Source organism: Rhodococcus sp. 05-2254-2 (assembly GCF_002259095.1).
In the GTDB taxonomy this organism is placed as follows: Bacteria; Actinomycetota; Actinomycetes; order Mycobacteriales; family Mycobacteriaceae; genus Rhodococcoides.
Map to the genome: position 1 here is coordinate 807,807 of NZ_NOZJ01000008.1, position 20,883 is coordinate 828,689.

The window sequence follows — 20,883 nt, forward strand, 5'->3', positions numbered from 1 at the left end:
TCCTAGGTGAAACTCCAGTATGCGCGTTCTCGCCGAACAGCCGCCGTGTTCACCGTCGAGGTGCTGCGAGGCGGGCTACTGCTGTAGCCGAGCCCCGATGGTGTTGTGCAGCGCCCGCAGCGAGTTCTGGCCCAGCGAGACCGTCTGCGATTCGATGTAGCGCAACAGGTGTGAATCGTCGAGCACCTTCTCGCTCGACTGGATCAGCACAGTGCCGGCCCCGGTGAAGTCGAACTGACGCTCCTCGCCGCTGTTCGCCCCGAGGAATCCGCGGGCTGCACCGAGGAAGTTCTGCATCCAGTCGGCGTCGAAGTGATGCGACGGCGAGGGGCAATCCGCCCATCCGACAAGGGCTTCCGGGTCGATACGCAGTGGCGGCTCGGCGAACATGACGGGGCCGTTGGACGAGGCCAGGAACTTGCCGGTACCCAACAGGGTCAGGAATCCCGGGACGATGGACTGCTTGAGATCCAGAGTCGGCTCGAACGCAAGGAGGTTCGCCGCCCGGATGGTGAGGTTGCCGTCGTCGAGGTCGTAGCTGTTGATATTGAAACCGCGATCGCCGAGGATCAGCTTGCCCTGACCCTGCGCGAGTACCCAGTCGTTCGAGTACAACGGAGACGAGAACCGCGCCGCGACGATGGCGGGCATGGACGTCTGCCCGAGCGGCTCGAAGCGAACGTTGCCGTAGTACGCGATCATCGCGCCCTTCGACGTGAACCACGGCTGGCCTGCGAGTTCGACGCAGAACGCATAGTCGTTGCCGGGAACGTTGTCGTTGACCGGGAGGGTGTACGGGGTGTGTATTTCCACGACAGTGCTCCCTAGAACTTCTGCTCGGACGCCTGCACCCATACGGTGCCCATGCCGGTCATCTTCAATTGGATCGCCTCGCCGCTGCCCTTGCCGACGGCGTCGCGCCACCCGACGTTCGCAGAGATGTCGACGTTGATGTTGCCGATGTGGCAAACGTACGCCTGCGGATCGACCACCACCTGGGGGTGATCCGGTCCGATCTGCAGCGGAGTCGCGCCCCCGTGCGAGAGAACCGCGACGCTGCCCTGGCCGGTCAGTTGTGTCGTGAACAAGCCCTGTCCGGTCATCGCGCCGCGCACTGCTCCGCGTACTCCGCCCTGCGAGGTCAGAGCCACGATGGAACTCTGGAGGTAGCCGTCGTGCACCAGCAGTCGATCGGCTTCGACTGTGAGCATCGACGAACCGTCGAGATGGATCACCTCGATGTACAACCCGGCATGACCGTAGAAGACCTCGCCCTGCCCCTCGGCTGCCATCATCGCCACGTGCTCGCCTGCCATCATCCGCCCGGTCATGCCGGCAACGCCGCCCATGCCCGGCATGGCACCCGCGCCGCCCATCGAGTGCGGAACGAACCGGACGTCGCCGGTGTAGTAGAGCATCGCTCCACGACGCGCGAGCACGTTCTGATTCGGTGCCAGAACGGATTTCACGACTTTGCTGTTGACCAGTTCGAGTGGCACGTCAGCGCTCCTCGGGTTGGATGTAGACGACGCCCTGGCCGTCGAAGCGGAGGGAGAACGCCTCGCCGCTACCGCCGCCGATGGCGGAACGCCACGTGACGTCGGTGACGAAGCTCTGGTTCAGGTGGCCGCGATGGGCGACGAACGCGTCGGGATCGACGACGAGTGGATACTGCGGATCGACGGCGAGGGCGATGATCGGCCCACCTTTGGACAGCAATGCCACGGTGCCGGACCCGCTGACGACGGTGGTGAACAGTCCCTGGCCGGAACTGGCACCGCGCAAGCCGGAGAATTTGATGTCGGTCTTCAGTTGCCCTGTGAGAGCCAGCAACTGGGACGACTCTACGTGCAGGTTGTCGCCCTGGACCTCGACGAGAGTGATGTCCTGAGCGTCGACGGCGAAGTAGACGGTGCCCTTGCCGGACACGTCCATCAGCGACAGCGACTCGCCCGTCACCTTCTGTTTGAGTGCGGCGCGAAAACCGCCGCCGCCACCCATACCGGCGCTCTTGAAGGCGACATCGCCCTCGTACGCCACCATCGAGCCCGACATCGCGCGCAGGGAGTCGCCGGTCAGGTCGGCGACCAAGACGCGGTGCCCGTTCATCCTCAGCTGAGCCACGGGGGAACTATGCCACCGCACGCGCCCCCGCGGCTACTGCTGGAGCAAATTTCTAGACGAGCGGCTTCAGGGCTTTACCTGCCAGTTCGACGGCTCCCGGCTGGTGTCCGTTGGTGATCAGGTTGATGATGATGCCGTCGATGCCCTGATCGAGGACCCGCTTCTGTACCTGCTCGGCGACGTCGTCGGGGGTTCCGCAGAAGTGCCGATCGGTGGCCTTCGCTGCGTCCTCCTCGGACAGGTTCGTCAGGTCGAGGCCCTGCTTGAGCACGAAGTCACGCTGCAGTTCCTTGGCCTTGTCGCCGTCCTCGTCGACGATGACGAACGCGAGGAAACTCGTCTCGAGGTCCTTGGGGTCGCGATCGACCTCCTCGCAACGGGCCTGGACGGCAGCCATCTTGCGCGGCAATTCGTTTGCGTCGCAGATGATGTTGAGGTGATCGGCGAACTGTGCGGCCAAGCCGAACGTCTTCTTCTCGCCACCGCCGCCGAGCATGATCGGCAGGTCGTCGCGGATGCGGGGCTCGTTCATCGCGTTCTCGACCTGGTACCAGAGACCGTCGAACGTGGGACGCTGGCCGCGGAGCATCGGTTCGATGATCTGCAGTGCCTCGTCGAGTCGCTCGAAACGGTCGGTGAACGTGCCGAACTCGAGTCCGAAGCTCTGGTGCTCGAGTTCGTACCAGCCGGCTCCGATCCCGAGGATCGCGCGACCGCCGCTGACGACGTCCAACGTGGTGACGGTCTTGGCGAGGATCGCCGGGTTGCGGTAGGTGTTGCCGGTGACCAGCGCGGAGAGCTGGATGGTGTCGGTGGCCGTCGCGAGCGCGGACAGCGCAGAGTAGGCCTCGAGCATGGGCTCGTCGGGCTTGCCGATCCCGGGAAGTTGGTAGAAGTGATCCATCACGAATGCGGTGTCGAACCCGGCCGCTTCGGCCTCGCGCGCCTGCGCGATGACCTGGGGAAAGAGCTCTGCGACCGAACCGTCGTAGCTGAAGTTGGGCATCTGGTAACCGAGGCGAATAGTCACGAGATCCACGCTACTCGGATATCGGCCCGTGGCATGTGCCGGAGCGCGATAATTCGACGATGACATTCTTGGAGCTGACCAGGCAGCCGTTCTCCGGATTCGGCGTAAACGACCTGCAGGCGGCGCGCACGTTCTATGCCGAGACGCTCGGACTGACGGTCACCGAGAACGAGATGGGCATGCTCGAGCTGCACCTCGGGACCGGGGCGATCGTGCTGATCTATCCGCGTCCAGGGCACGTACCCGCGCAGTACACCATCCTGAACTTTCCGGTGACCGATATCGAGAGCGCTGTCGACTCCCTGATCGCCAAAGGAGTTGTCTTCGCGCAGTATCCGGACATACAGGGTCGTTCCGCAGGCTCCACTCCTGCCATGGGTACCGACGAGAAGGGAATCTTTCGCCATGGCGGACCGCTGATCGCCTGGTTCACCGACCCGGCGGGCAATGTGTTGTCGGTGCTGCAGGACTGACCCTCAGGCTGTCGGCATTCCCGCGGCGAGTGTGATTGTGCCGGAGCTGGTTACGCCTGCGTCATCGACCCATTCGACGACGGCGGGCTCGCCGGGGCGACGTCCGAGCAGCGCCTCCGACAGGTCCGACGAGGATCCGATCTCCGTGCCGTCGAACGTCACGATGATGTCCCCCGCGGACAGTCCCAGGACCTCCGCCGGAGAATCGAAGGTCACCGATACCACGGCCGCACCGATCGCCGGCTTGTTCTCGAAGACCGACACATCGCGCACCGAAACTCCGAAATACGGTGTGGGACCGACATGTACGGTGCCACCGGACTGGCCCGCGAGGACCTGGTCGAGTACCGAGACCGCCTCGGAGATGGGGACGGCGTACGCCTCGGGTGCCTGCGGCGGCGTGAACTCGGTGCCGTTGCGCGCCTCGTCGGACAACCCCGCGGTGTTCACGCCCACCACTCGGCCCCAGGCATCGAAGAGGGGCCCGCCCGAATCCCCCGCTCGCACATCGGCATCGACGCGAATCATTCGCTCCAACGTATTCCCCGAACCGTCCACCGAACTGCGCGTACGCACCTGCTGATCGAGGGCGGTCACCGCTCCCGGCGCCGGAACCAATACCCCTGCACCCGAGGCATTCCCGACGGCGGTCACCGCATCACCCACCTCGGGAAGTGGGTCCGGGGCAAGCTCGACCACCGGCAGGTCGGCCGCGGTGATCAACTGCACGACCGCCACGTCACGAGATTTGTCGTAACCCAACACGGTGGCGTCGTAGATGAGTCCGTTGCCCATGTGCACTGCGCTGATGTCGGTGGCGTTCTCGACGACGTGGAAGTTGGTGAGCACGATTCCGTCGGGGGCGACGACGAAGCCCGTGCCCGCGACCCCGGAAAATCCTGCGGATGCCGAGAGTGTGACAACGGTGGGATCGACGCGAGCTGTGAGCTCTTCGAGCGTCAGGGGTGGCGGTTCGGCGACGGGTGCGACGGCCGGTGCCGGAGTTGCGACGAAGTCCGCGGTTCCGGGATCGAGCGACGGCGTCGCGAAGAGCCACACGCCGGCAGCGACCAGCGTCAACACCACCGCTCGTCCACCCGACCGCATAGAGACCGATTATGGTCCGGTGGCGATGGTGGTGCCAGCTAGTTGGCAATCACGGCCTGCGGTGCCTGCTTGTGCGCCCGTCTACAGTCTGCTCATGCCCGCGTCGCGTCGACCCCGAGTTCTGATCGGCATCTCCGGTTGGACGTACGCGCCCTGGCGAGGAGATTTCTATCCGGCGGGCTTGGCGCATCGCAAGGAACTCGGGTACGCGTCGGAACATCTGACATCGATCGAGATCAACGGCACGTTCTATGCGATGCAGAAGCCATCGAGCTTCACCAAGTGGCACGACGAGACGCCGGACGACTTCGTGTTCTCCATCAAGGGTGGTCGGTACGTCACCCACATCAAGCGGCTCGTCGGAGTCGAGGCGGCACTCGCGAACTTCTTTGCCACCGGGGTGCTGACGCTGGGCGACAAGCTCGGACCGTTCCTGTGGCAGTTGCCGCCGAACCTCGAATTCGACGCGCGGAAGATGTCGGATTTCTTTGCCATGTTGCCCCGAACGGTCTCTGCTGCAGTCTCGTTGGCGGGCATGAGGGACGACAAATTGGCCGAGGATCGAGTGTTGTTGCCTGCTTCGTCGTCGCGGCCGCTTCGGCACTGCGTGGAAGCGCGGCATCAGAGTTTCGCCTCGGACGCGGCAGTGGAGTTGTTGCGAGAGAACGATATTGCGTTCGTCGTCGCCGACACCGCCGGCAAGTACCCGTACGTCGACACCCCCACAGCCGATTTCATGTACGCCCGCCTGCACGGCGACGAGGAGCTGTACGCCAGCGGCTACACGGATGCGGCGCTCGATCGATGGGCTGCGAAGATCTCGGACTGGACGGCCACGGGCAGAGACGTCCATGTGTACTTCGACAACGACATCAAGGGCTACGCACCCTTCGACGCAATGAAACTGATCGAACGAATCGGTAGATGAGTATTCGACTCTCTAGTCCATTTCATAGATATGCGGATACTTCAATGTTCTCCTCCTGGCGCAGGTAGGGCCTCTGCAACCCGAGACAGACCCTTTGCGGCGGCCAGAATCGTCGCGACCTTTGCGCTCAGGGCATCGCCCTCGAATGTCTCCGCTCGGCCGCCAACGCTGATCGACGCAATTACCGCGGCATCTCGTCCGAGTATCGGTGCGCCGACGGCCGCGACGCCGGTGAGGTAGTCCGAATTGCTCAGTGCGTACCCCTTCGATCGGATCTGTTCGAGGCGTGCCAGCAACTCGTCCGGCGCCGTCGGTGTTCGATCCGTGAAGGCAGGTAGATCCTGGGTGAGCCAGCGGTCGCGAATCCGAGCTGAGAACGCCAGCATGGCCATCGGGCCTGCGGTGGCGTGATACGGGAGAACCGAACCGATGGAAATACCCGCGACCACAAGGGGATTGCTCCCTTCATGGCGATCGATGCACACGGCTCCCTCGTCTGCGGGAACCATGAGATACGCAGTGTCGCCGAACTTTTCCGCAATCTCCGACAGGTACGGTTGTGCCGCACCGCGGATGTCGAGTTGGGTCAATGCCGACGACCCGATCTCGAACACGGGCATGCCGATTCGATACGAGCCCTCGGCCGTCCGGTCCACCCAGCCGGCGTGGATCAGTGTGGTCATCAGTCTGTGCACTGTCGTCTTGTTCATTCGACTTGCCGTCGTCAGCTCGTTGAGCGTCCACACGGGGTGCGTCGTATCGAAATGATCGAGCAGCGTGCAGGCCTTGACCACCGCGCCCACGATGTCGCGGCCGGCGTGGTCGTCGGACTCGGTGGGCGATGCCACGTGTGCTCCTTCGATCGGACTGGGAAGTGCTGCCGCCATCCTACGAACCCCCCTTGACTTGTGATCGCCACCACTCTAGTTTCGGAATGCGTTCCGCAATACGAAATGGATGGTGCTCATGACCGCGACACTCAAAGATCTGACCGAACAGGGCCTCGTGTACGCCCCGGGCGTGTGGGACGGCCTGACGGCGAAGCTGGCCGAACAGGCCGGGTTCTCGGCCCTGTGTGCATCCGGCTTCGCCGTGTCGGCGGCCCTCGGGCTGCCCGACGCGGAGCTCTACACGATGACCGAGAACCTCCAGGCGGTGCGCACGATCGGCGAAGCGTCCTCCCTCCCGCTCGTCGCGGACATCGACACCGGCTACGGCAACGCCGTCAACGCGGCGCGGACCGCGGGCCGATTCGCTGCCGCGGGCGTGCAGGGCGTCTTCATGGAAGACCAGCTCTCACCCAAGAAGTGCCCGATCTGCGTTGGCGAGCCGGTGGACCTCATCAGCATCGAGGAAGCGTCGGGCAAGGTTCGAGCCGTCCGGGATTCGCTGCCGGAACACGTCCTGATGATTGCCCGCACCGATGCTCGTGGCGACGACGCAATCCGACGCGCCACCGCGTACGTCGACGCGGGTGCCGACATGATCATGCCGGTCACGAAGACTTTCGAGACCGCCGACGAGTGGGCTCGCTGTCACGACGCGGTAGGCGTTCCGCTGATGGCGACGTTGACCGCGTCGACCTGGACCGAGCGTGACTTCACCCCCGAGGTTCTCGGGCAGATCGGCGTTCGACTCGCACTACTGCCCACCCAGGTGCTGATGGCCGCCACCGGAGCCGCTCGTGAGGCTCTGCGCCGATTGGCCGGAGGTGAAGCGCCGGCCGACGTGAGCGCCGACGCGTTGCAGCACCACGAGTTCGTCGATCTCATCGGCTTCCCGGAAGTGGAAGCAGCACAACGCAAGTACCTTCCCGCCGACGCGAAGGTGTGATCGGTATGAGCTCCGACGCACTGACGATGGTCGAGAAGATCCTCGGCCGAACCTGCGATGCCGATGTGGTGCACGCTGGAGAGAATCACGCAGTCCGGCCCGCTCGCATGATTGCCTACGATTTCCCCGGCTACACCGACGTGATGTTCCGGCAGATGCGCGAGGACTTCGGCATCACCGAACTCGACGACCCATCTCGCTACGTCGTCTTCATCGACCACATGCTCACCAAGAAGAACGCCAAAGAGCAAGAGGTGCATCAGGTCACGCGAGACTGGTGCGAGTTCTACGGCATCGAGCTGCACGAGGGCCGAGGCATCGGCCACCAGCTCACTGCCGAACTCGGACTCGCGACGCCAGGAGACTTTCTCGTCCACTTCGACGGGCACATCAGCGGAATCGGTGCCTTCGGTGCACTGGGTTGGGGCATCCGTCGGGATCTGATCGAGGCCTGGGTGACGGGACAGCTGTACGTCGACATCCCGGCCACCACACGGTTCGACCTCGTGGGTGAGTTCGGTGCCGGCGTCGACAGTCGCGATCTCGTTCACACGATCATCGACCTGGTCGGTGCCGACGGATGTGCCCACCAGGTGATGGAGTTCGGTGGTCCAGGAGCGCGGTCGATGAAGATCGACCACCGCCAGGGTTTGTGCGGAATGGCGATGTTCACCGGCGCAGTCTCGGCGATCTTCGAACCCGACGAACTGTCGCTCGCCTACGCCCACGACGTCGCCCGGCAGGCGTTCACCCCCGTGCTCCCCGACGAGGGTGCCGCCTACGCCGCCCGCCACACCATCGACCTGTCGACAATCGTTCCGCAGGTGGTGCAACCTGGTTCGGCTCGCGCAGCCAACACGCACACCGCTGCCGATCTGGCCGGAATCCCGATCACGAAGGCGTTCATCGGATCCTGTGCCAGCGGCCGCATCGAGGACCTGCGCGCTGCTGCACTGGTGCTCGACGGGCGGACCGTCGCCCCCGGCGTCGAGTTGAACGTGGTACCGACCTCCCAGAAGGTGCACGATCAAGCCGAAAGCGAAGGGCTGCTGGACATCCTGCGGTCAGCTGGTGCACACATCGCGGTGTCGAGCTGCGATTTCTGCTTCGGATACCAGAAGCCCCTCGCGGCCGGCGAGAACTGCATTTCCACCGGGGTGCTCAACATCTCCGGGCGAATGGGTAGCTCCGACGCCAACATCTACATGGGTTCGCCCTTCACCGTCGCGGCCAGCGCCCTCGCCGGGACGATCGCGCAGGTGGGGTCGTGAGCGCCTACCCGCCCCCGCCCGACGTCATCGACGGTGCGGTCGCGTGGATATTCGGTGACGACTTCGATATCGACCTGGTCGTGGGCGTTGCGAACATCAAGTCCTACGACCCCGATCATTTGAGGTCGGTCTGCATGGCGGCGTACGACCCGGCATTCGTCGATCGAGTTCGACCCGGAGACATCATCGTCGGAGGGCGGAACTTCGGCTACGGACATCCGCACTATCCGCCGATGGTCGCGCTGCGCAACCTGGGCATCAGCGCCGTTGTGGCGGAATCGTTCTCGCCTGGATTCTGGCGTGGAGAGACCTTCAACGGTATGCCCCTGATCACCGTTCCCGGGATATCCGACGCGGTGGCCGTCGGCGACGATGTCAGACTCGACTGGCGTCGGGCCGAGGTGTCGAAGCAGGACGGCACCACGATCACCGGCCATCCACCGAATGCCCGAACCGTCGCCGTCATCGAAGCGGGCGGTTCGTACGAACTTCTTCTCTCCGAACACCGAAGCAAGCAACCACTCACAGAAGGATCAGCGCGATGACGAACACCGAACACTCCCGCGCAGGAGTTGCACCGCCCAAGGCGGACACCACGACCGCGCGTCGAGCTGCGCTGGCCGGAGGTGTCGGTACGCTCATCGAGTACTACGACTTCGCGGTCTACGGCTTCCTCGCCGTCATCATCGCACCGCTGTTCTTCCCATCCACCAGCCCAGGCGTGTCGATTCTCGCGACCCTGGCCGTGTTCGGCGTCGCCTATGTCGCCCGTCCGCTCGGCGGAATCTTCTTCGGTCGGCTCGGAGACCGCAAGGGTCGTCGGCACGCCCTCGTCATCACCGTGGTGTGCATGGGTGTTGCCTGCGGCATTCTCGGACTGCTGCCGACGCACTCGAGTGTCGGGGTGCTGGCCCCCGTTCTGCTGGTCATCATCAGGCTCGCCCAGGGATTCTCGGCAGGTGGTGAGATCGGCGGTGCCGCAACCTACATCGCCGAGTCGGCACCGCCGAACCGTCGAGGATTCTTCGGGTCCTTCACGCCGGTGGGATCGACTCTCGGCTTCGCCGTCGCCGCAGCCGTCGTCGGGCTCGTGGCTCTGATCACGACCGACGAACAAATGTCGTCGTGGGGATGGCGCATCCCGTTCCTGCTGGCGCTGCCCCTGGCCTTCGTATGCCTCCGTGTGCGGCTCAAGCTCGAGGACAGCCCTGAGTTCGAGGAAATGGCAGCCAAGAACGAGGTCGCCAAGAGCCCGTTGAGCGACGTGGTGAAGAAGCAACCGTGGTCTGTGCTCCGCGTCGTCGGCATTGCGATCGCCATGAACGGATCCGGGTACATCGGACTGACCTACTTCAGCGTGTATCTGATCAACGACCTCGGCTTCTCGAAAGATTCGGTGTACTGGACGTCTGCTGTGGCAATTGCATTGGCCTGCGCCACATTCCCGCTGAGTGGGATGCTCACCGACAGGTTCGGCCGCAAACCGGTGCTGCTGTTCGGCTATGTGGCCTACGTGATCATTGCGCTGCCGGTGTTCATGATTCTCGGTGCCACGTCGAGCATTCTCGTCGTCGGCGTCGTCTACTTCGTCTACATGGTGCTCAACGGTGTGGTGCAGGTCCCGGCATTCCCGCTGTTCACCGAACTCTTCCCTCGGGCGGTTCGCTACACCGGAGTGTCGTTGGGCTTCAACATCGGAACGATCGCGGCAGGCGGAACTGCCCCCTACGTTGCAGCACAATTGGTCGAATCGACCGGCAATGCCATGTCACCGGCGTACTGGGTCATGGGCGTGTGCGTCATCGGTGTAGCGACGGTACTGACCATCAAGGAGACGGGACACAGCAAGCTTCCTGTGTAACCCGAGCCGCTCTGCTGTCAGCAGAGATCCGAACCGGGCGTTCGGCAGAACGGACGGACTGCTCACCGGCACACTGGATTCATGAAGTTATTGGTCCTCGGTGGCAGCGACTTCGTGGGGCGAACTGCCGTCGAACATGCTCTCGATCTGCAGTGGGACGTCACGGTACTCAATCGCGGCACAACCGCGTCGGATCCTCGTGTCACACAACTTCGGGGAGACAGGCGCTCGCCCGACGGACTGAATGAGATCCGAGAAGGTAACTGGGACATAGTCTTCGACACCTGGTCGTGGGAGCCGGACGTGGTGGCGCAGTCGGCGGCGCTGCTCGCCGGTCGAGTCGGTGGTTACGTGTATGTCTCCAGCCGTTCGGTGTACGACGCCCCGCAAGCGGGAGCTACCGAGGCCTGGCCGACGGTGCAGGGGTCTGGCGAGGACTATGCGCGATGCAAGCTCGGCGGCGAGCAGGCCGTAGTCGCCGGCTTCGGAACTGATGCGTTGCTGGTTCGTGCCGGTCTGATCCTGGGACCCTACGAAAACATCGGTCGACTTCCCTGGTGGCTGAACAGAATCGAGCCCGCCGGGGATGTGCTTGCGCCCGGTCCGGTCGATCTGGCACTGCAGTACATCGATGCCCGTGATCTGGTCGCTTGGAGTCTGGACGCTGCCGCCCGGGGTCTCGGCGGGGCATTCGACGTGGTGAGTCGGCCGGGTCACGCCACGATCGGCGAGCTTCTGCAGTGCTGCATCGCCGCCACCCGGTCCGACGCACGCTTGTGCTGGGTGGAGCCGGACGTGCTTCGCACTGCAGGTGTGCAGCCGTGGACGGAGCTCCCGATCTGGATTCCGCCGGGCGCGGATCATGATTCGCTGCATGCATCCGACGTATCGAAGGCATTCGCCGCGAGGCTTCGGACGCGACCGATTCAGGAGACCGTCGCGGACACGTGGACGTGGCTGCAATCGCTGAAAGGTCGATCGCCGATGAGGAGTGAGCGACCACCGGTCGGGCTCTCGGCAGACCGTGAAGCGGCAATTCTGGCGGCCCGCGGGCTCACGTGAGTTGGGCTGGGTACGCGTAGGGAACAGATGCGCGCGGAATTGTCAGACGCGTTCGGAATCGTCAACGGATCGGTGTCGAATTCGCGCGCGTATGGCGAACGCGCGCGCGTTTGCGGGAAAATCGGCCCGCTACCCCACTATTCGTCACTCTTCACTCGAAGCTAGATATTGATAGACAACCCTACGGAGCGCAGAGTCGCCGGACCGCTGCTTCGATTTTCGACGCCCGACGCTGGTGTTCGGCGTCGTCGACGGGTCCGCAGTCGCTGCCGGGCGCGGTCATCCAGGCGGAGGTGATGCCGAAGATCATGGTGAACAGGTCGTCGACGGTGAAGGCGTCGGAGATCAGTCCGGCCTGCTGTGCGGCCGCCATGGCGTTTCGCCGCTCGGCGATCACCGCATGAATGTCGTCGGCAGCGGCGACCGCCGTGCCGCCTTGAAGTTGCGTCCACAGCAGCAGTCGGTGCTCCTGGGGATTCGCGGCGAGGTGCAGATACTCGCGCGCGGCGTATCCCCCGAGATCGTCGACGGTGAAGGGAACCGACTCCAGAAAGCGCGCGAACCCGTCTTCCACGACGGCCCGGAACAGTGCTTCCTTGTCTCCGAAGTATGCGTACAGGCGTTCCTTGCTCGCCTTGGCCGAGACCGCGATGCGGTCGACCCGCGCGCCGGCCAGGCCGTGCTCGGAGAATTCTGCGCGGGCAGCGACGACGATGCGGGCGCGGGTGGCGCTTGCGTCAGGCTTCATGGCGGCCACCCTACCGCCAACCAACTAGTTCGTTTGACAGTCGGTCCATCGTCGCTTACCTTTTCGGTCGGGACATTTTTCGTGCCCAGAGAATCAACGAGTACGAGTGGGGTAGAAACATGTCGCAGGTCTCCGAACACGGGGCGCTGGCCGAGAATCCGAATTACGAACGCCGCTGGTTGGTGCTCTGCATCGTCGCCATCACGCAGCTCACGATCGTGTTGGACGGCACCATCGTCAACATCGCCCTGCCGCAGGCGCAGATCGATCTCGGCATCAGCGACACCAGCCGCACCTGGGTGATCACCGCATACGCGCTGGCGTTCGGCGCGCTGCTGCTGCTCGGTGGTCGAATCGCGGACTACTGGGGCCGCAAGCGCTCGTTCATCGTCGGCATGGCCGGCTTCGCCGTTGCCTCCGCCGTCGGCGGACTCGCCCAGGAGGGCTGGCAGCTGTTCATCGCACGCGCAGGTCAGGGCGTCTTCGCGGCACTGCTCGCACCCGCAGCGCTGGCTATTCTGACGGTCACGTTCACCGACACCAAGGAGCGCGCCAAGGCATTCGGCGTGTTCGGCGCGATCGCCGGTGGCGGCGCAGCCGTCGGACTGCTCCTCGGCGGAGTGCTCACCGAGTACGCGAACTGGCGCTGGTGCCTGCTCGTCAACATCCCCGTCGCCATCATTGCCATCGCCGCCGCAGTCCCGCTGGTCAAGGAGAGCAAGGCACACGGCGACACCCGCTACGACCTGCCCGGAGCGATCCTCGTCGCACTCGGACTGGCCTCGCTGGTCTACGGCTTCACCGAAGCCGAGGACGGCTGGGCGACGGTACCCACCATCTCCTTCATCGCTCTCGGCCTCGCGCTGCTCGCCGCGTTCGTCGTGGTCGAATCCAAGTCCGCCAACCCGCTGCTCCCCCTGAGCGTTCTGCTCGACCGAGACCGCGGTGCCGCATACATCGGGTCCGCCGTCATCGGTGCAGCACTACTCGGTGGCACGTTGTATCTGACCTTCTACTTCCAGATAGTGCTCCAGATGAGCCCGGTCATCGCAGGTGTTGCGTCACTGCCCATGACCGGCGGAATTCTGATCACCGCCGCGATCGCCTCGGCGCTCGTGCCCAAGATCGGTCCCAAGCCGATGATGGCTGTCGGCCCTGTCGTCTCGGCGATCGGCCTGCTGCTGCTCACGCAGATCGGCGTCGACACCTCGTACTGGACGCACGTGCTCCCCGGAGTCGTACTGCTCGGGCTCGGTCTCGGCCTGCTGATGGTGCCGATGCAGAACGTCGCTCTCATCGGCGTCCCCGATCACGATGCGGGTGCTGCATCCGCGCTGATCAACGCCACGCTTCAGGTCGGCGGCGCACTCGGCGCAGCGGTGTTCACCACGGTGTACACCTCGTCCAAGACGACGTTCCTGGCCGAGAACCCGGCACCGACGCCGCCCGCAGGAGTTCCTGCGGAGGCTCTTGCCGGCCAGGAAATCCCCAGCGACGAGATGCTGGCCGCGCTACCGGAACCGATCCGCAACTTCGTGCTCGCCACCATCGATCACGCTTTCGCAGCCGAGGTGTCGGGCTACGCGTGGGCCTTCGGAACCGCCGCGATCCTGGTCGCGTTGGTGTGCCCGGTCGTGCTGGTGCTGGTCCGTGCCAAGAAGGACGACCTGCCCGTCGGGGACACTCCGGTCCACATCGGCTAGCGCATACGAGAAGAGAACCCCGCTGCTCGGCCGTCGAGCAGCGGGGTTTTTCGTTGTGGTGGCCGTCAAGCCCGATCGGGGTCGATCGCCTCGGCCTGCGCCGTGAGCAGCATGTGCAGCAACTCGGGAGGCAGAGCCATGGGAGGCAGCGCGCCGAGAGCGATGGAGTTCTCCGCCTCGCCGCCCAGCTCGACCACCTCGTCGTGCAGGCTTTCCATCTTCTCGTCGAGCTTGTTGGCGCTCTCGGCCGCCTCGGTCAGCTCCGCCAACAGGGTCTCCGGAATCTGCCCGCGATACTTGTAGAAGATCTTGTGCTCGAGGCTCGCCCAGAAATCCATTGCGATGGTTCTGATCTGCAGTTCGACGAGGACCGGCTGGACGCGATCGGACATGAACACCGGAATCTCGACGATCAGATGCAAGCTCTTGTAGCCGTTGGCTTTCGGGTTCGCGATGTAGTCCTTGATCTCGACGACGCGCACGTCGCTCTGACTGCTGAGCATGTCGGCGATGCGATAGGTGTCGGAGATGAAGCTGCAGGTGATGCGCACACCCGCGACGTCGAAGATGTTCTCGCGAATCGCATCGAGCGTCAGGGCGCACTTCTTCCGCTGCGCCTTCTCGAAAATGCTCTCCGGAGTCTTCAACCTCGACGAGACGTGCTCGATGGGGCTGTACCGGTGAATGTGGGTGAATTCCTGCTTCAAGATGTTGATCTTCGTGATCAGCTCGTCGATCCCGAACTTGTAGCTCATCATGAATCGCGTGAAATCTTGTCTCAGTTGACCCAGATCGACGACGGGCTCACTGTTGTTCATGCCATTGATTGTCCACGACGGGCGACTGTGTTCGCGCAGCGCGGGAATCGAAGCTGGCGTCACTGCACGAGTTGCGTAGCTCCGGTGTGAACAGCACGACGCCACAGCGTTCGCACTGATGGGTGCGGTGATGTCCTCGGTCGCACGAACAGGCACGTGAACCCACCAACACCGAACCGGCGACGAGTGGATGGCCGTTGGTGCAGCGAGAAGGCGCTCGTTCCGCCCACCGATCGCCGACGCGATAGAGCGATCCGGCAACCGGGTCGGTGTCGCGCTCGTCGGATGCCATCGCGCGCAACCGCCTTCGACACTGTCTACCGTCCGATATGGACCGCCCGAAGTGGCTCCGCTGGCCGCATCGCCAACTTCGGGGGCCCGCTCAGACTAACAGAAATCGAACGTGTGTTCTAACTCGTAGGTCAAAACCACGTCTTGCGGCCACCGACTGCGCGCCCCATCGAACCGAGCAACGTCAGAACCGCGCCGACGACCACGAGAATGATGCCGATGGTCGTCAAGATCGAGATACCGGCGAAATAGCCGATGAGGGCGAGGATGATTCCGAGAACGATCATGACTACTCCTGGTGCCACTGTGAGCCCGCTATCGACGAATTGCCGATGGGACCGAACCTACTCGGGCGCGTGGACGATCGCTCACAATTGTCGCTATTTTCCGGCGTCCACTTTCGCAGCGAGAAACGCCTCGGGGTCGATGAGATCCGCCTGCCCGACGATCGATCCCAGGTCAGCGATACGTTCGATACCGGTGAGCACCATCTCTTCTTCGACCGTGCCCTCGGCGTAGCCGTAATAGCATGTCGACGTCGTGTGGTTGTGGTCCTTGTCTATTCGGTTGGCCCTGCCCTCGATCTGCCGAATGTCGATGGGCGTCCACCGTGGATCGTGAATCAGCGTCACGCGTGGTGCGAGGGTGGAGACCGTGCCCTCCGGGAGCAGTAATTCGTTGGTGTGCAAATTGATCGCACTGGTGGTGGTCGAGACGATGACCGACGCGTCACCGGTTTGAAAGCGTCTGATCGACGCCTCCTGATCCGGGCTGCTCATACTCCCGTCGACGACCGCGACCTCGAGGCCCTCGTCCCGAAGCGTCTGCGCCAACGCCGCGACCGACTCGCGGTAGAACATCGAGACGAACACCTGGTTGCCGGCCTTGACCCAGGTGCGTACCTGGTCGGCGGACGCGGGAATGCGTAGGTACGAACACTTCTGGCGGAATCGCAGGGTCGCGGCGCGGGTGCTCGGGTTCTTCTGCAGCACGCGCTTGCCGCCGACGGCCTTCCAGATCGGTAGCCCGACTTCCTTGCGGTAGTCCACCCACGCCGAGTTGTACAGCCGCTTCTGCGCGGCGGTGAGTTCCTGGCCGAGCGGCTCGCGTGGGGTCGGTGGCGAGGGACGCGAAATCGACCACGGCACAGCACCTCCCGACAGCCACCCATGTACGGACGCAATATCGCGGGCGCGTCGGGCCGCGTCCTCGGGCTCCCACCGCCACGTCGTCAATCCCGTCGTCGCCTTGCCTGCCTTGACGGCGAACCCCGACTCGATGAGGAACTCGGCCCACTTCATCGTCACCGCGTAGCCGAGATACTCCTCGTCGCCGAGGATCTCGACCCCACGGCTGCGCTCGACCGCACGAGCCATGTACGCGAAGTGCAGGGGCTGATAACCGGGCGTGGCAGACATCCACACCACCGAGCGCGCTGCCTGCTGATATCGCCAGAGGATCTGCGACTGCTGCGATTCGATGTTCATCAGCGCATGCGATTCGTCGGCGATCACCACGTCGATGTCGAATCGAAGCTCGCCGAGCGAGATGGTCCGCTTGTTCTGTGTCCGTTTACGTTTGCCCAGGTCGGTCTCGGGCGGAACGGACAGGAGCTTCTTCGTCGACTGGTACGTGACCAGCAGCCAGCGCTTGCGCTCGGAGGGCTCGATATCGGCCTCGCTGTCTGCAATGGTGCGCCGCCATCCCGGCAGCGCGCCCTTGGGTGCGACCACCAGCACCGTGCCGATCTCGGCCGCCGACATCTGCCGAACGGCCTCGCACACCGCCAACGTCTTGCCCAGACCCGTCGAATCCATCTGCGCGAAGTACGGGAATCCCGCGTCGAGGGCGGCGAGATGGCGTCGAACGGATTCGAGTTGGGTCTCACGCGGCTGCATCGCGCGCTCCCGCACCACCTCGTCTCGCCAGTTCTCGTTGGCATCGTCCTCGAGCCACCGTTGCAGGCTGTACGGCATCGACTCGTACGGCTGCAGATACTCGGGCAACTCGGTGCCGTAGTACGCGAACACCCGCGGTCCGGGATACCAGCGCGCCCCGGCAGCGCCCGCCGCCGACCGATCCTCGAACGGCACGTCCAGCACCCAGACGCGCTCACCGGGATCGGGCACCCGCAGATCGGGGGCAGCAGTCTTGCGAGGCGACGTCTTGCGCGGCGCTGCGCGCTTGCGTGGCGCGGCCTTCTTCGGGGCAGCTTTTTTCGGTGCAGGCTCACCGTTCTTGGCGGCCGCGAACTTTCGCGCAGCACTGCTCTGCCCGGCCTTGACGGTGCGGGCAGTGGTGGATCGGGCTGTGCGTCTACGAGGTGGCATCGGATCCAGTCTGTCGTACGGTGTGCACGAACACCGTAAAGGAGCCCTGTGACACACACGAACGACCCGCGCGCCGTAGTGCTCGTCCACGATCAGGACCCGGCTCTCGCGCGACGCGACATCGGTACTCTCGACGCCGAGTTACGCACCAGGGGTTTCCAGTTGGACGTGCACTCCTTCGACCACAGCCCCGACCTCGCGCCGCCGCCACTGTTCGGCGCACAGGTGCTGGTCGTCATGGGCTCGCCCGACGCCGCGTACGACGACACACTGGCCTGGCTCGCGCCGGAGATCGCGTACGTCCGGGAGGCGATCGACACAGGAGTCCCGATCCTGGGTGTCTGCTTCGGCGGACAGTTGCTCGCTCGGGTACTCGGCGGCACCGTTCGCAAATCCGAGCATCCCGAGTACGGATTCGTCGACGTCGAGACGTCCGAGCCCGAGCTCATCGCCCCCGGACCGTGGATGGAGTTCCACGGCGACACATTCACCGCTCCCCCGCAGGCCACAGTGATCGCCCGCAACGAAGCCGCGCAGCAGGCCTTCGTACTCGGGCCGCACCTCGGATTGCAGTTCCACCCCGAGATCGACCTCGACACCTACGACGCGTGGGCCGCGGCGTGGGACCGCGACGGCGTCGAACATGCGGTGGATGTGCACGAGATCCGCCGAGCCATCGCCGACGCCGAACCTGCAGCTCGGGTGCGTTGCTCGGCTCTGCTCGACGCATTTCTCGCCCGATCCTCGGCGGTGCCCCGGTAGGGTCGAACGATGACCGAGGCCAGGCCCAGCAACTTCAGCGATCACCAACTCGGCATCTACGCCGCCGGGATGTTCGCGCAGCAGACACCGTCGATCACCACCAATCTGGCGAGGTTGGAGGACCAGGCTGCCGAGACGCTCTCGCCCGAGGCCCTCGGTTACATCGTCGCCAGCGCGGGCAGTGGCTCGACGGCTCGGGCGAACCGGGCTGCCTTCGACCGTTGGGCCATCACGCCGCGGATGCTGCGCAGCTCGGCTGCCCGCGATCACGCGTGCACCGTGCTCGGCACCGATATGCCTGCACCGCTCATGATCGCTCCCGTGGGCATTCAGACTCTCGCGCACCCCGAGGGGGAACTCGCCACCGTCCGCGCCGCCGCGGAACTCGGTGTGCCGTACATACATTCGACCCAGGCCTCGCACTCGTTCGAGCAGATCGCCGAGGCGGGTGGCGACGCTCCGCGCTGGTATCAGCTCTACTGGCCGACGGACGAGTCGGTGTTGCTGAGCTTCCTGCAGCGCGCGAAGGATTCCGGATTCAGCGCGCTGGTACTGACGCTCGACACGACGCTGCTGGGCTGGCGGCCTGCCGATCTGGACCGCGGCTACCTGCCGTTCCTGGCCAACCTCGGCATCGAGAACTACCTGAGCGATCCGGCGTTCCAGGCCGGACTAGGACAGTCGGTCGAGGAGAATCCCGTTGCCGCCGCGATGCATTGGGCGCAGATGTTCCCCAACCCCGGTCTGTCGTGGAAGAACCTGGCGTTCCTCCGAGAGCACTGGAGTGGGCCGATCGTGCTCAAGGGAATCTGCACCGTGGGCGACGCCCGGGAGGCGGCCGCGCACGGAGTCGACGGCATCGTCGTCTCCAACCACGGCGGCCGTCAGATCGACGGGGCCAGAGCGTCACTCGACGCGTTGCCGTCCATCGTCGAGGCGGTGGGCGAGGAATTGACAGTCCTGTTCGACTCCGGAGTACGCACCGGAGCCGACATGGCCAAGGCTCTTGCTCTCGGAGCCGATGCGGTGCTGCTCGGCCGCCCGTTCCTCTACGGCCTGGCGCTCGGTGGTCAAGAGGGCGTCACGCACGTATTGCGTTGTCTGCTGGCCGAATTCGACCTGGTGACGAGCCTGTCCGGTCATACCGGTGCGGGCGAGCTGGGCCGCGACTCGATCATGGAGTCCTGATGGAGTGGACGAAGCACGCCATCTGGTGGCACCTGTACCCGCTCGGCTTCACCGGAGCGCCGGTGCACGGCTGGGACGGTGAATCCCAGGCGGATCTGCACCGGCTGAACAGAATCGAGAACTGGCTCGACTACGCGCTCGAACTCGGTGCGTCGGGCATCGCCCTCGGTCCGATCTTCGAGTCCGAGAAGCACGGCTACGACACTGTCGACTACTTCCACATCGACGGCCGGCTCGGCACCGACGAAGATGTCGACTCCCTGATCGCCGCGGCGCACTCCCGCGGCCTGAAGATCATGTTCGACGGCGTCTTCAACCATGTGGCGCAGAGCTTTCCGAAGTTTCAGGAAGCGCTGACCGAGGGTGCGGACTCCGAGGCCGCGGGGTGGTTCCACCTCGATTGGTCCGGTGAAAAGCCGACGCATCGCAACTTCGAGGGCCACGACGAACTGGTCGCACTCAATCACGAGAGCCCGGATGTGCAGCAGTACGTCGTGGACGTGCTCTCGCACTGGCTCGAACGTGGCGTCGACGGCTGGCGGCTCGACGCGGCCTATGCGGTATCGCCACGCTTCTGGGCCGCGGTGCTGCCGAAGGTTCGGGAAAAGCACCCGGACGCATACTTTCTCGGCGAGGTCATCCACGGCGACTACGACCGAATCGTCTCGGCCTCCACGCTGGATTCGGTCACCCAGTACGAGCTGTGGAAGGCAATCTGGAGCGGTCTGAGCGAGAAGAATTTCTTCGAGCTCTCCCATGCGCTGGAGCGGCACAACGGGTGGCTCGACGCCTTCGTCCCCGCCACGTTCGTCGGAAATCACGACGTCAATCGCATCGCCAGCGTCATCGAGGACGAGCGACATCTGGTGCACGCGTTGGTGGTTCTGTTCACCGTGGGCGGTATGCCGATGATCTACTACGGCGACGAGCAGGCGTTCCGCGGCATCAAGGAGGATCGAGTCGGCGGTGACGACGAGGTGCGTCCGGAGTACCCCGACACGTCCGAGAATCTCGCCCCGTACGGTTGGCCGGTGTACCGAGTGCATCAGGAGCTGATCGCACTACGGCGTCGCAACCCGTGGCTCTACTCCGCGCGCACCGAGACGCTCGAACTCACCAACACCGCACTGCTCTATCGTGCGCACGCCGACGGCGAATCGCTGACGGTCGCGCTCAACCTCGGTGACGACGCCATCGACTACCCGGTTCAGGGCGACGAGGTGCTCGCAGGCGAAGCGGATCTGCACGACGGGCGGGTTAGTGTCCCGCCGCACGGCTGGGCCGTCATCGGCTGAACGCGTGCATTCGGTTCCATTCGCCTCTCTAGCGCGAAAACAAGACACGGCGAGAAACC

Annotated in this window: 22 protein-coding genes; 11 read left to right on the top strand and 11 right to left on the bottom strand. The window is 64.4% G+C overall.

The genetic code is table 11. The features are described 5' to 3' along the window. Positions 1 to 75: 75 nt before the first annotated feature. The 4 genes from CH283_RS14020 to CH283_RS14035 form a co-directional block, all read right to left on the bottom strand. On the bottom strand, positions 76 to 855 hold the full coding sequence (locus CH283_RS14020) for an AIM24 family protein (protein WP_094640510.1): 780 nt from the start codon (positions 853 to 855) through the stop codon (positions 76 to 78). Continuing rightward, positions 825 to 1,499 (bottom strand): AIM24 family protein, encoded by a 675-nt coding sequence (locus CH283_RS14025; protein ID WP_094640511.1) that lies wholly within the window; start codon positions 1,497 to 1,499, stop codon positions 825 to 827. The genes CH283_RS14020 and CH283_RS14025 overlap by 31 nt, the downstream gene beginning before the upstream one ends. Before the next feature lies 1 nt (position 1,500). Next, the gene (locus tag CH283_RS14030) at positions 1,501 to 2,109 is read right to left on the bottom strand and encodes an AIM24 family protein (RefSeq protein WP_094640512.1); all 609 of its coding nucleotides are present in this window, start codon (positions 2,107 to 2,109) and stop codon (positions 1,501 to 1,503) included. Between the two features lie 67 nt (positions 2,110 to 2,176). Next, complete coding sequence (locus CH283_RS14035) at positions 2,177 to 3,154, bottom strand: LLM class F420-dependent oxidoreductase (protein ID WP_176460341.1); 978 nt, start codon at positions 3,152 to 3,154, stop codon at positions 2,177 to 2,179. 59 nt (positions 3,155 to 3,213) lie between these two features. Here CH283_RS14035 and CH283_RS14040 point away from each other — a divergent pair, with 59 nt between their 5' ends. Beyond that, the gene (locus CH283_RS14040; protein ID WP_094640513.1) at positions 3,214 to 3,627 is read left to right on the top strand and encodes a VOC family protein; all 414 of its coding nucleotides are present in this window, start codon (positions 3,214 to 3,216) and stop codon (positions 3,625 to 3,627) included. Positions 3,628 to 3,630: 3 nt separating this feature from the next. Here CH283_RS14040 and CH283_RS14045 read toward each other — a convergent pair whose 3' ends face one another. Continuing rightward, the gene (locus CH283_RS14045) at positions 3,631 to 4,734 is read right to left on the bottom strand and encodes a S1C family serine protease (RefSeq protein WP_094640514.1); all 1,104 of its coding nucleotides are present in this window, start codon (positions 4,732 to 4,734) and stop codon (positions 3,631 to 3,633) included. A 94-nt stretch (positions 4,735 to 4,828) separates the two neighbouring features. Between CH283_RS14045 and CH283_RS14050 the strand changes: the two genes are divergently transcribed. Then, positions 4,829 to 5,662, top strand: coding sequence for a DUF72 domain-containing protein (locus CH283_RS14050; protein ID WP_094640515.1), 834 nt, complete (start codon positions 4,829 to 4,831; stop codon positions 5,660 to 5,662). A gap of 41 nt (positions 5,663 to 5,703) precedes the next feature. Here the strand turns inward: CH283_RS14050 and CH283_RS14055 are convergent, their stop codons facing one another. Next, positions 5,704 to 6,510, bottom strand: coding sequence for an IclR family transcriptional regulator (locus CH283_RS14055; RefSeq protein WP_094640589.1), 807 nt, complete (start codon positions 6,508 to 6,510; stop codon positions 5,704 to 5,706). Positions 6,511 to 6,619: 109 nt separating this feature from the next. Between CH283_RS14055 and CH283_RS14060 the strand changes: the two genes are divergently transcribed. The 5 genes from CH283_RS14060 to CH283_RS14080 all read left to right on the top strand — a co-directional run bounded on the left by CH283_RS14060 (position 6,620) and on the right by CH283_RS14080 (position 11,689). Continuing rightward, positions 6,620 to 7,495, top strand: coding sequence for an isocitrate lyase/PEP mutase family protein (locus CH283_RS14060; protein ID WP_094640516.1), 876 nt, complete (start codon positions 6,620 to 6,622; stop codon positions 7,493 to 7,495). Positions 7,496 to 7,500: 5 nt separating this feature from the next. Beyond that, complete coding sequence (locus CH283_RS14065) at positions 7,501 to 8,766, top strand: 3-isopropylmalate dehydratase large subunit (protein WP_373557649.1); 1,266 nt, start codon at positions 7,501 to 7,503, stop codon at positions 8,764 to 8,766. Then, positions 8,763 to 9,311 carry a 3-isopropylmalate dehydratase gene (locus CH283_RS14070; RefSeq protein ID WP_094640517.1) on the top strand — a complete coding sequence of 183 codons (549 nt, stop codon included), beginning with the start codon at positions 8,763 to 8,765 and terminating at the stop codon, positions 9,309 to 9,311. The genes CH283_RS14065 and CH283_RS14070 overlap by 4 nt, the downstream gene beginning before the upstream one ends. Further along, a complete protein-coding gene (locus tag CH283_RS14075; RefSeq protein WP_068048531.1) occupies positions 9,308 to 10,627 on the top strand; it encodes an MFS transporter in 1,320 nt (439 codons plus the stop codon). The genes CH283_RS14070 and CH283_RS14075 overlap by 4 nt, the downstream gene beginning before the upstream one ends. 81 nt (positions 10,628 to 10,708) lie before the next feature. Beyond that, positions 10,709 to 11,689 (top strand): NAD-dependent epimerase/dehydratase family protein, encoded by a 981-nt coding sequence (locus CH283_RS14080; RefSeq protein WP_094640518.1) that lies wholly within the window; start codon positions 10,709 to 10,711, stop codon positions 11,687 to 11,689. A 181-nt stretch (positions 11,690 to 11,870) separates the two neighbouring features. Here the strand turns inward: CH283_RS14080 and CH283_RS14085 are convergent, their stop codons facing one another. Next, positions 11,871 to 12,437 (bottom strand): TetR family transcriptional regulator, encoded by a 567-nt coding sequence (locus CH283_RS14085; protein ID WP_094648551.1) that lies wholly within the window; start codon positions 12,435 to 12,437, stop codon positions 11,871 to 11,873. 119 nt (positions 12,438 to 12,556) lie between these two features. Between CH283_RS14085 and CH283_RS14090 the strand changes: the two genes are divergently transcribed. Beyond that, on the top strand, positions 12,557 to 14,140 hold the full coding sequence (locus CH283_RS14090) for an MFS transporter (RefSeq protein ID WP_094640520.1): 1,584 nt from the start codon (positions 12,557 to 12,559) through the stop codon (positions 14,138 to 14,140). A 65-nt stretch (positions 14,141 to 14,205) separates the two neighbouring features. On the opposite strand, the gene CH283_RS14095 is transcribed toward CH283_RS14090, so the two are convergent. From CH283_RS14095 to CH283_RS14110, 4 genes are all read right to left on the bottom strand, one after another. Then, positions 14,206 to 14,958, bottom strand: coding sequence for a GTP pyrophosphokinase (locus CH283_RS14095; protein WP_068282717.1), 753 nt, complete (start codon positions 14,956 to 14,958; stop codon positions 14,206 to 14,208). Further along, the gene (locus CH283_RS28300; RefSeq protein ID WP_094640521.1) at positions 14,945 to 15,250 is read right to left on the bottom strand and encodes a hypothetical protein; all 306 of its coding nucleotides are present in this window, start codon (positions 15,248 to 15,250) and stop codon (positions 14,945 to 14,947) included. Before CH283_RS28300 ends, CH283_RS14095 begins: the two co-directional genes overlap by 14 nt. A 130-nt stretch (positions 15,251 to 15,380) precedes the next feature. Next, positions 15,381 to 15,536: a DUF6131 family protein gene (locus CH283_RS28305; protein WP_094611554.1), complete on the bottom strand. Its 156-nt coding sequence runs from the start codon at positions 15,534 to 15,536 to the stop codon at positions 15,381 to 15,383. Positions 15,537 to 15,629: 93 nt separating this feature from the next. Then, entirely contained in the window at positions 15,630 to 17,579 is a 1,950-nt protein-coding gene (locus CH283_RS14110) for a helicase-related protein (protein WP_255183210.1), read from the bottom strand. Between the two features lie 48 nt (positions 17,580 to 17,627). On the opposite strand from CH283_RS14110, the gene CH283_RS14115 reads away from it, so the two are divergent. The 3 genes from CH283_RS14115 to CH283_RS14125 are packed head-to-tail and all read left to right on the top strand — an operon-like array spanning position 17,628 to position 20,824. Continuing rightward, the gene (locus tag CH283_RS14115) at positions 17,628 to 18,341 is read left to right on the top strand and encodes a type 1 glutamine amidotransferase (RefSeq protein ID WP_068048557.1); all 714 of its coding nucleotides are present in this window, start codon (positions 17,628 to 17,630) and stop codon (positions 18,339 to 18,341) included. A gap of 9 nt (positions 18,342 to 18,350) precedes the next feature. Continuing rightward, complete coding sequence (locus tag CH283_RS14120; protein ID WP_094640522.1) at positions 18,351 to 19,529, top strand: alpha-hydroxy-acid oxidizing protein; 1,179 nt, start codon at positions 18,351 to 18,353, stop codon at positions 19,527 to 19,529. Next, positions 19,529 to 20,824 carry an alpha-amylase family glycosyl hydrolase gene (locus CH283_RS14125; protein WP_094640523.1) on the top strand — a complete coding sequence of 432 codons (1,296 nt, stop codon included), beginning with the start codon at positions 19,529 to 19,531 and terminating at the stop codon, positions 20,822 to 20,824. Before CH283_RS14120 ends, CH283_RS14125 begins: the two co-directional genes overlap by 1 nt. The last annotated feature ends 59 nt before the right edge of the window (positions 20,825 to 20,883 follow it).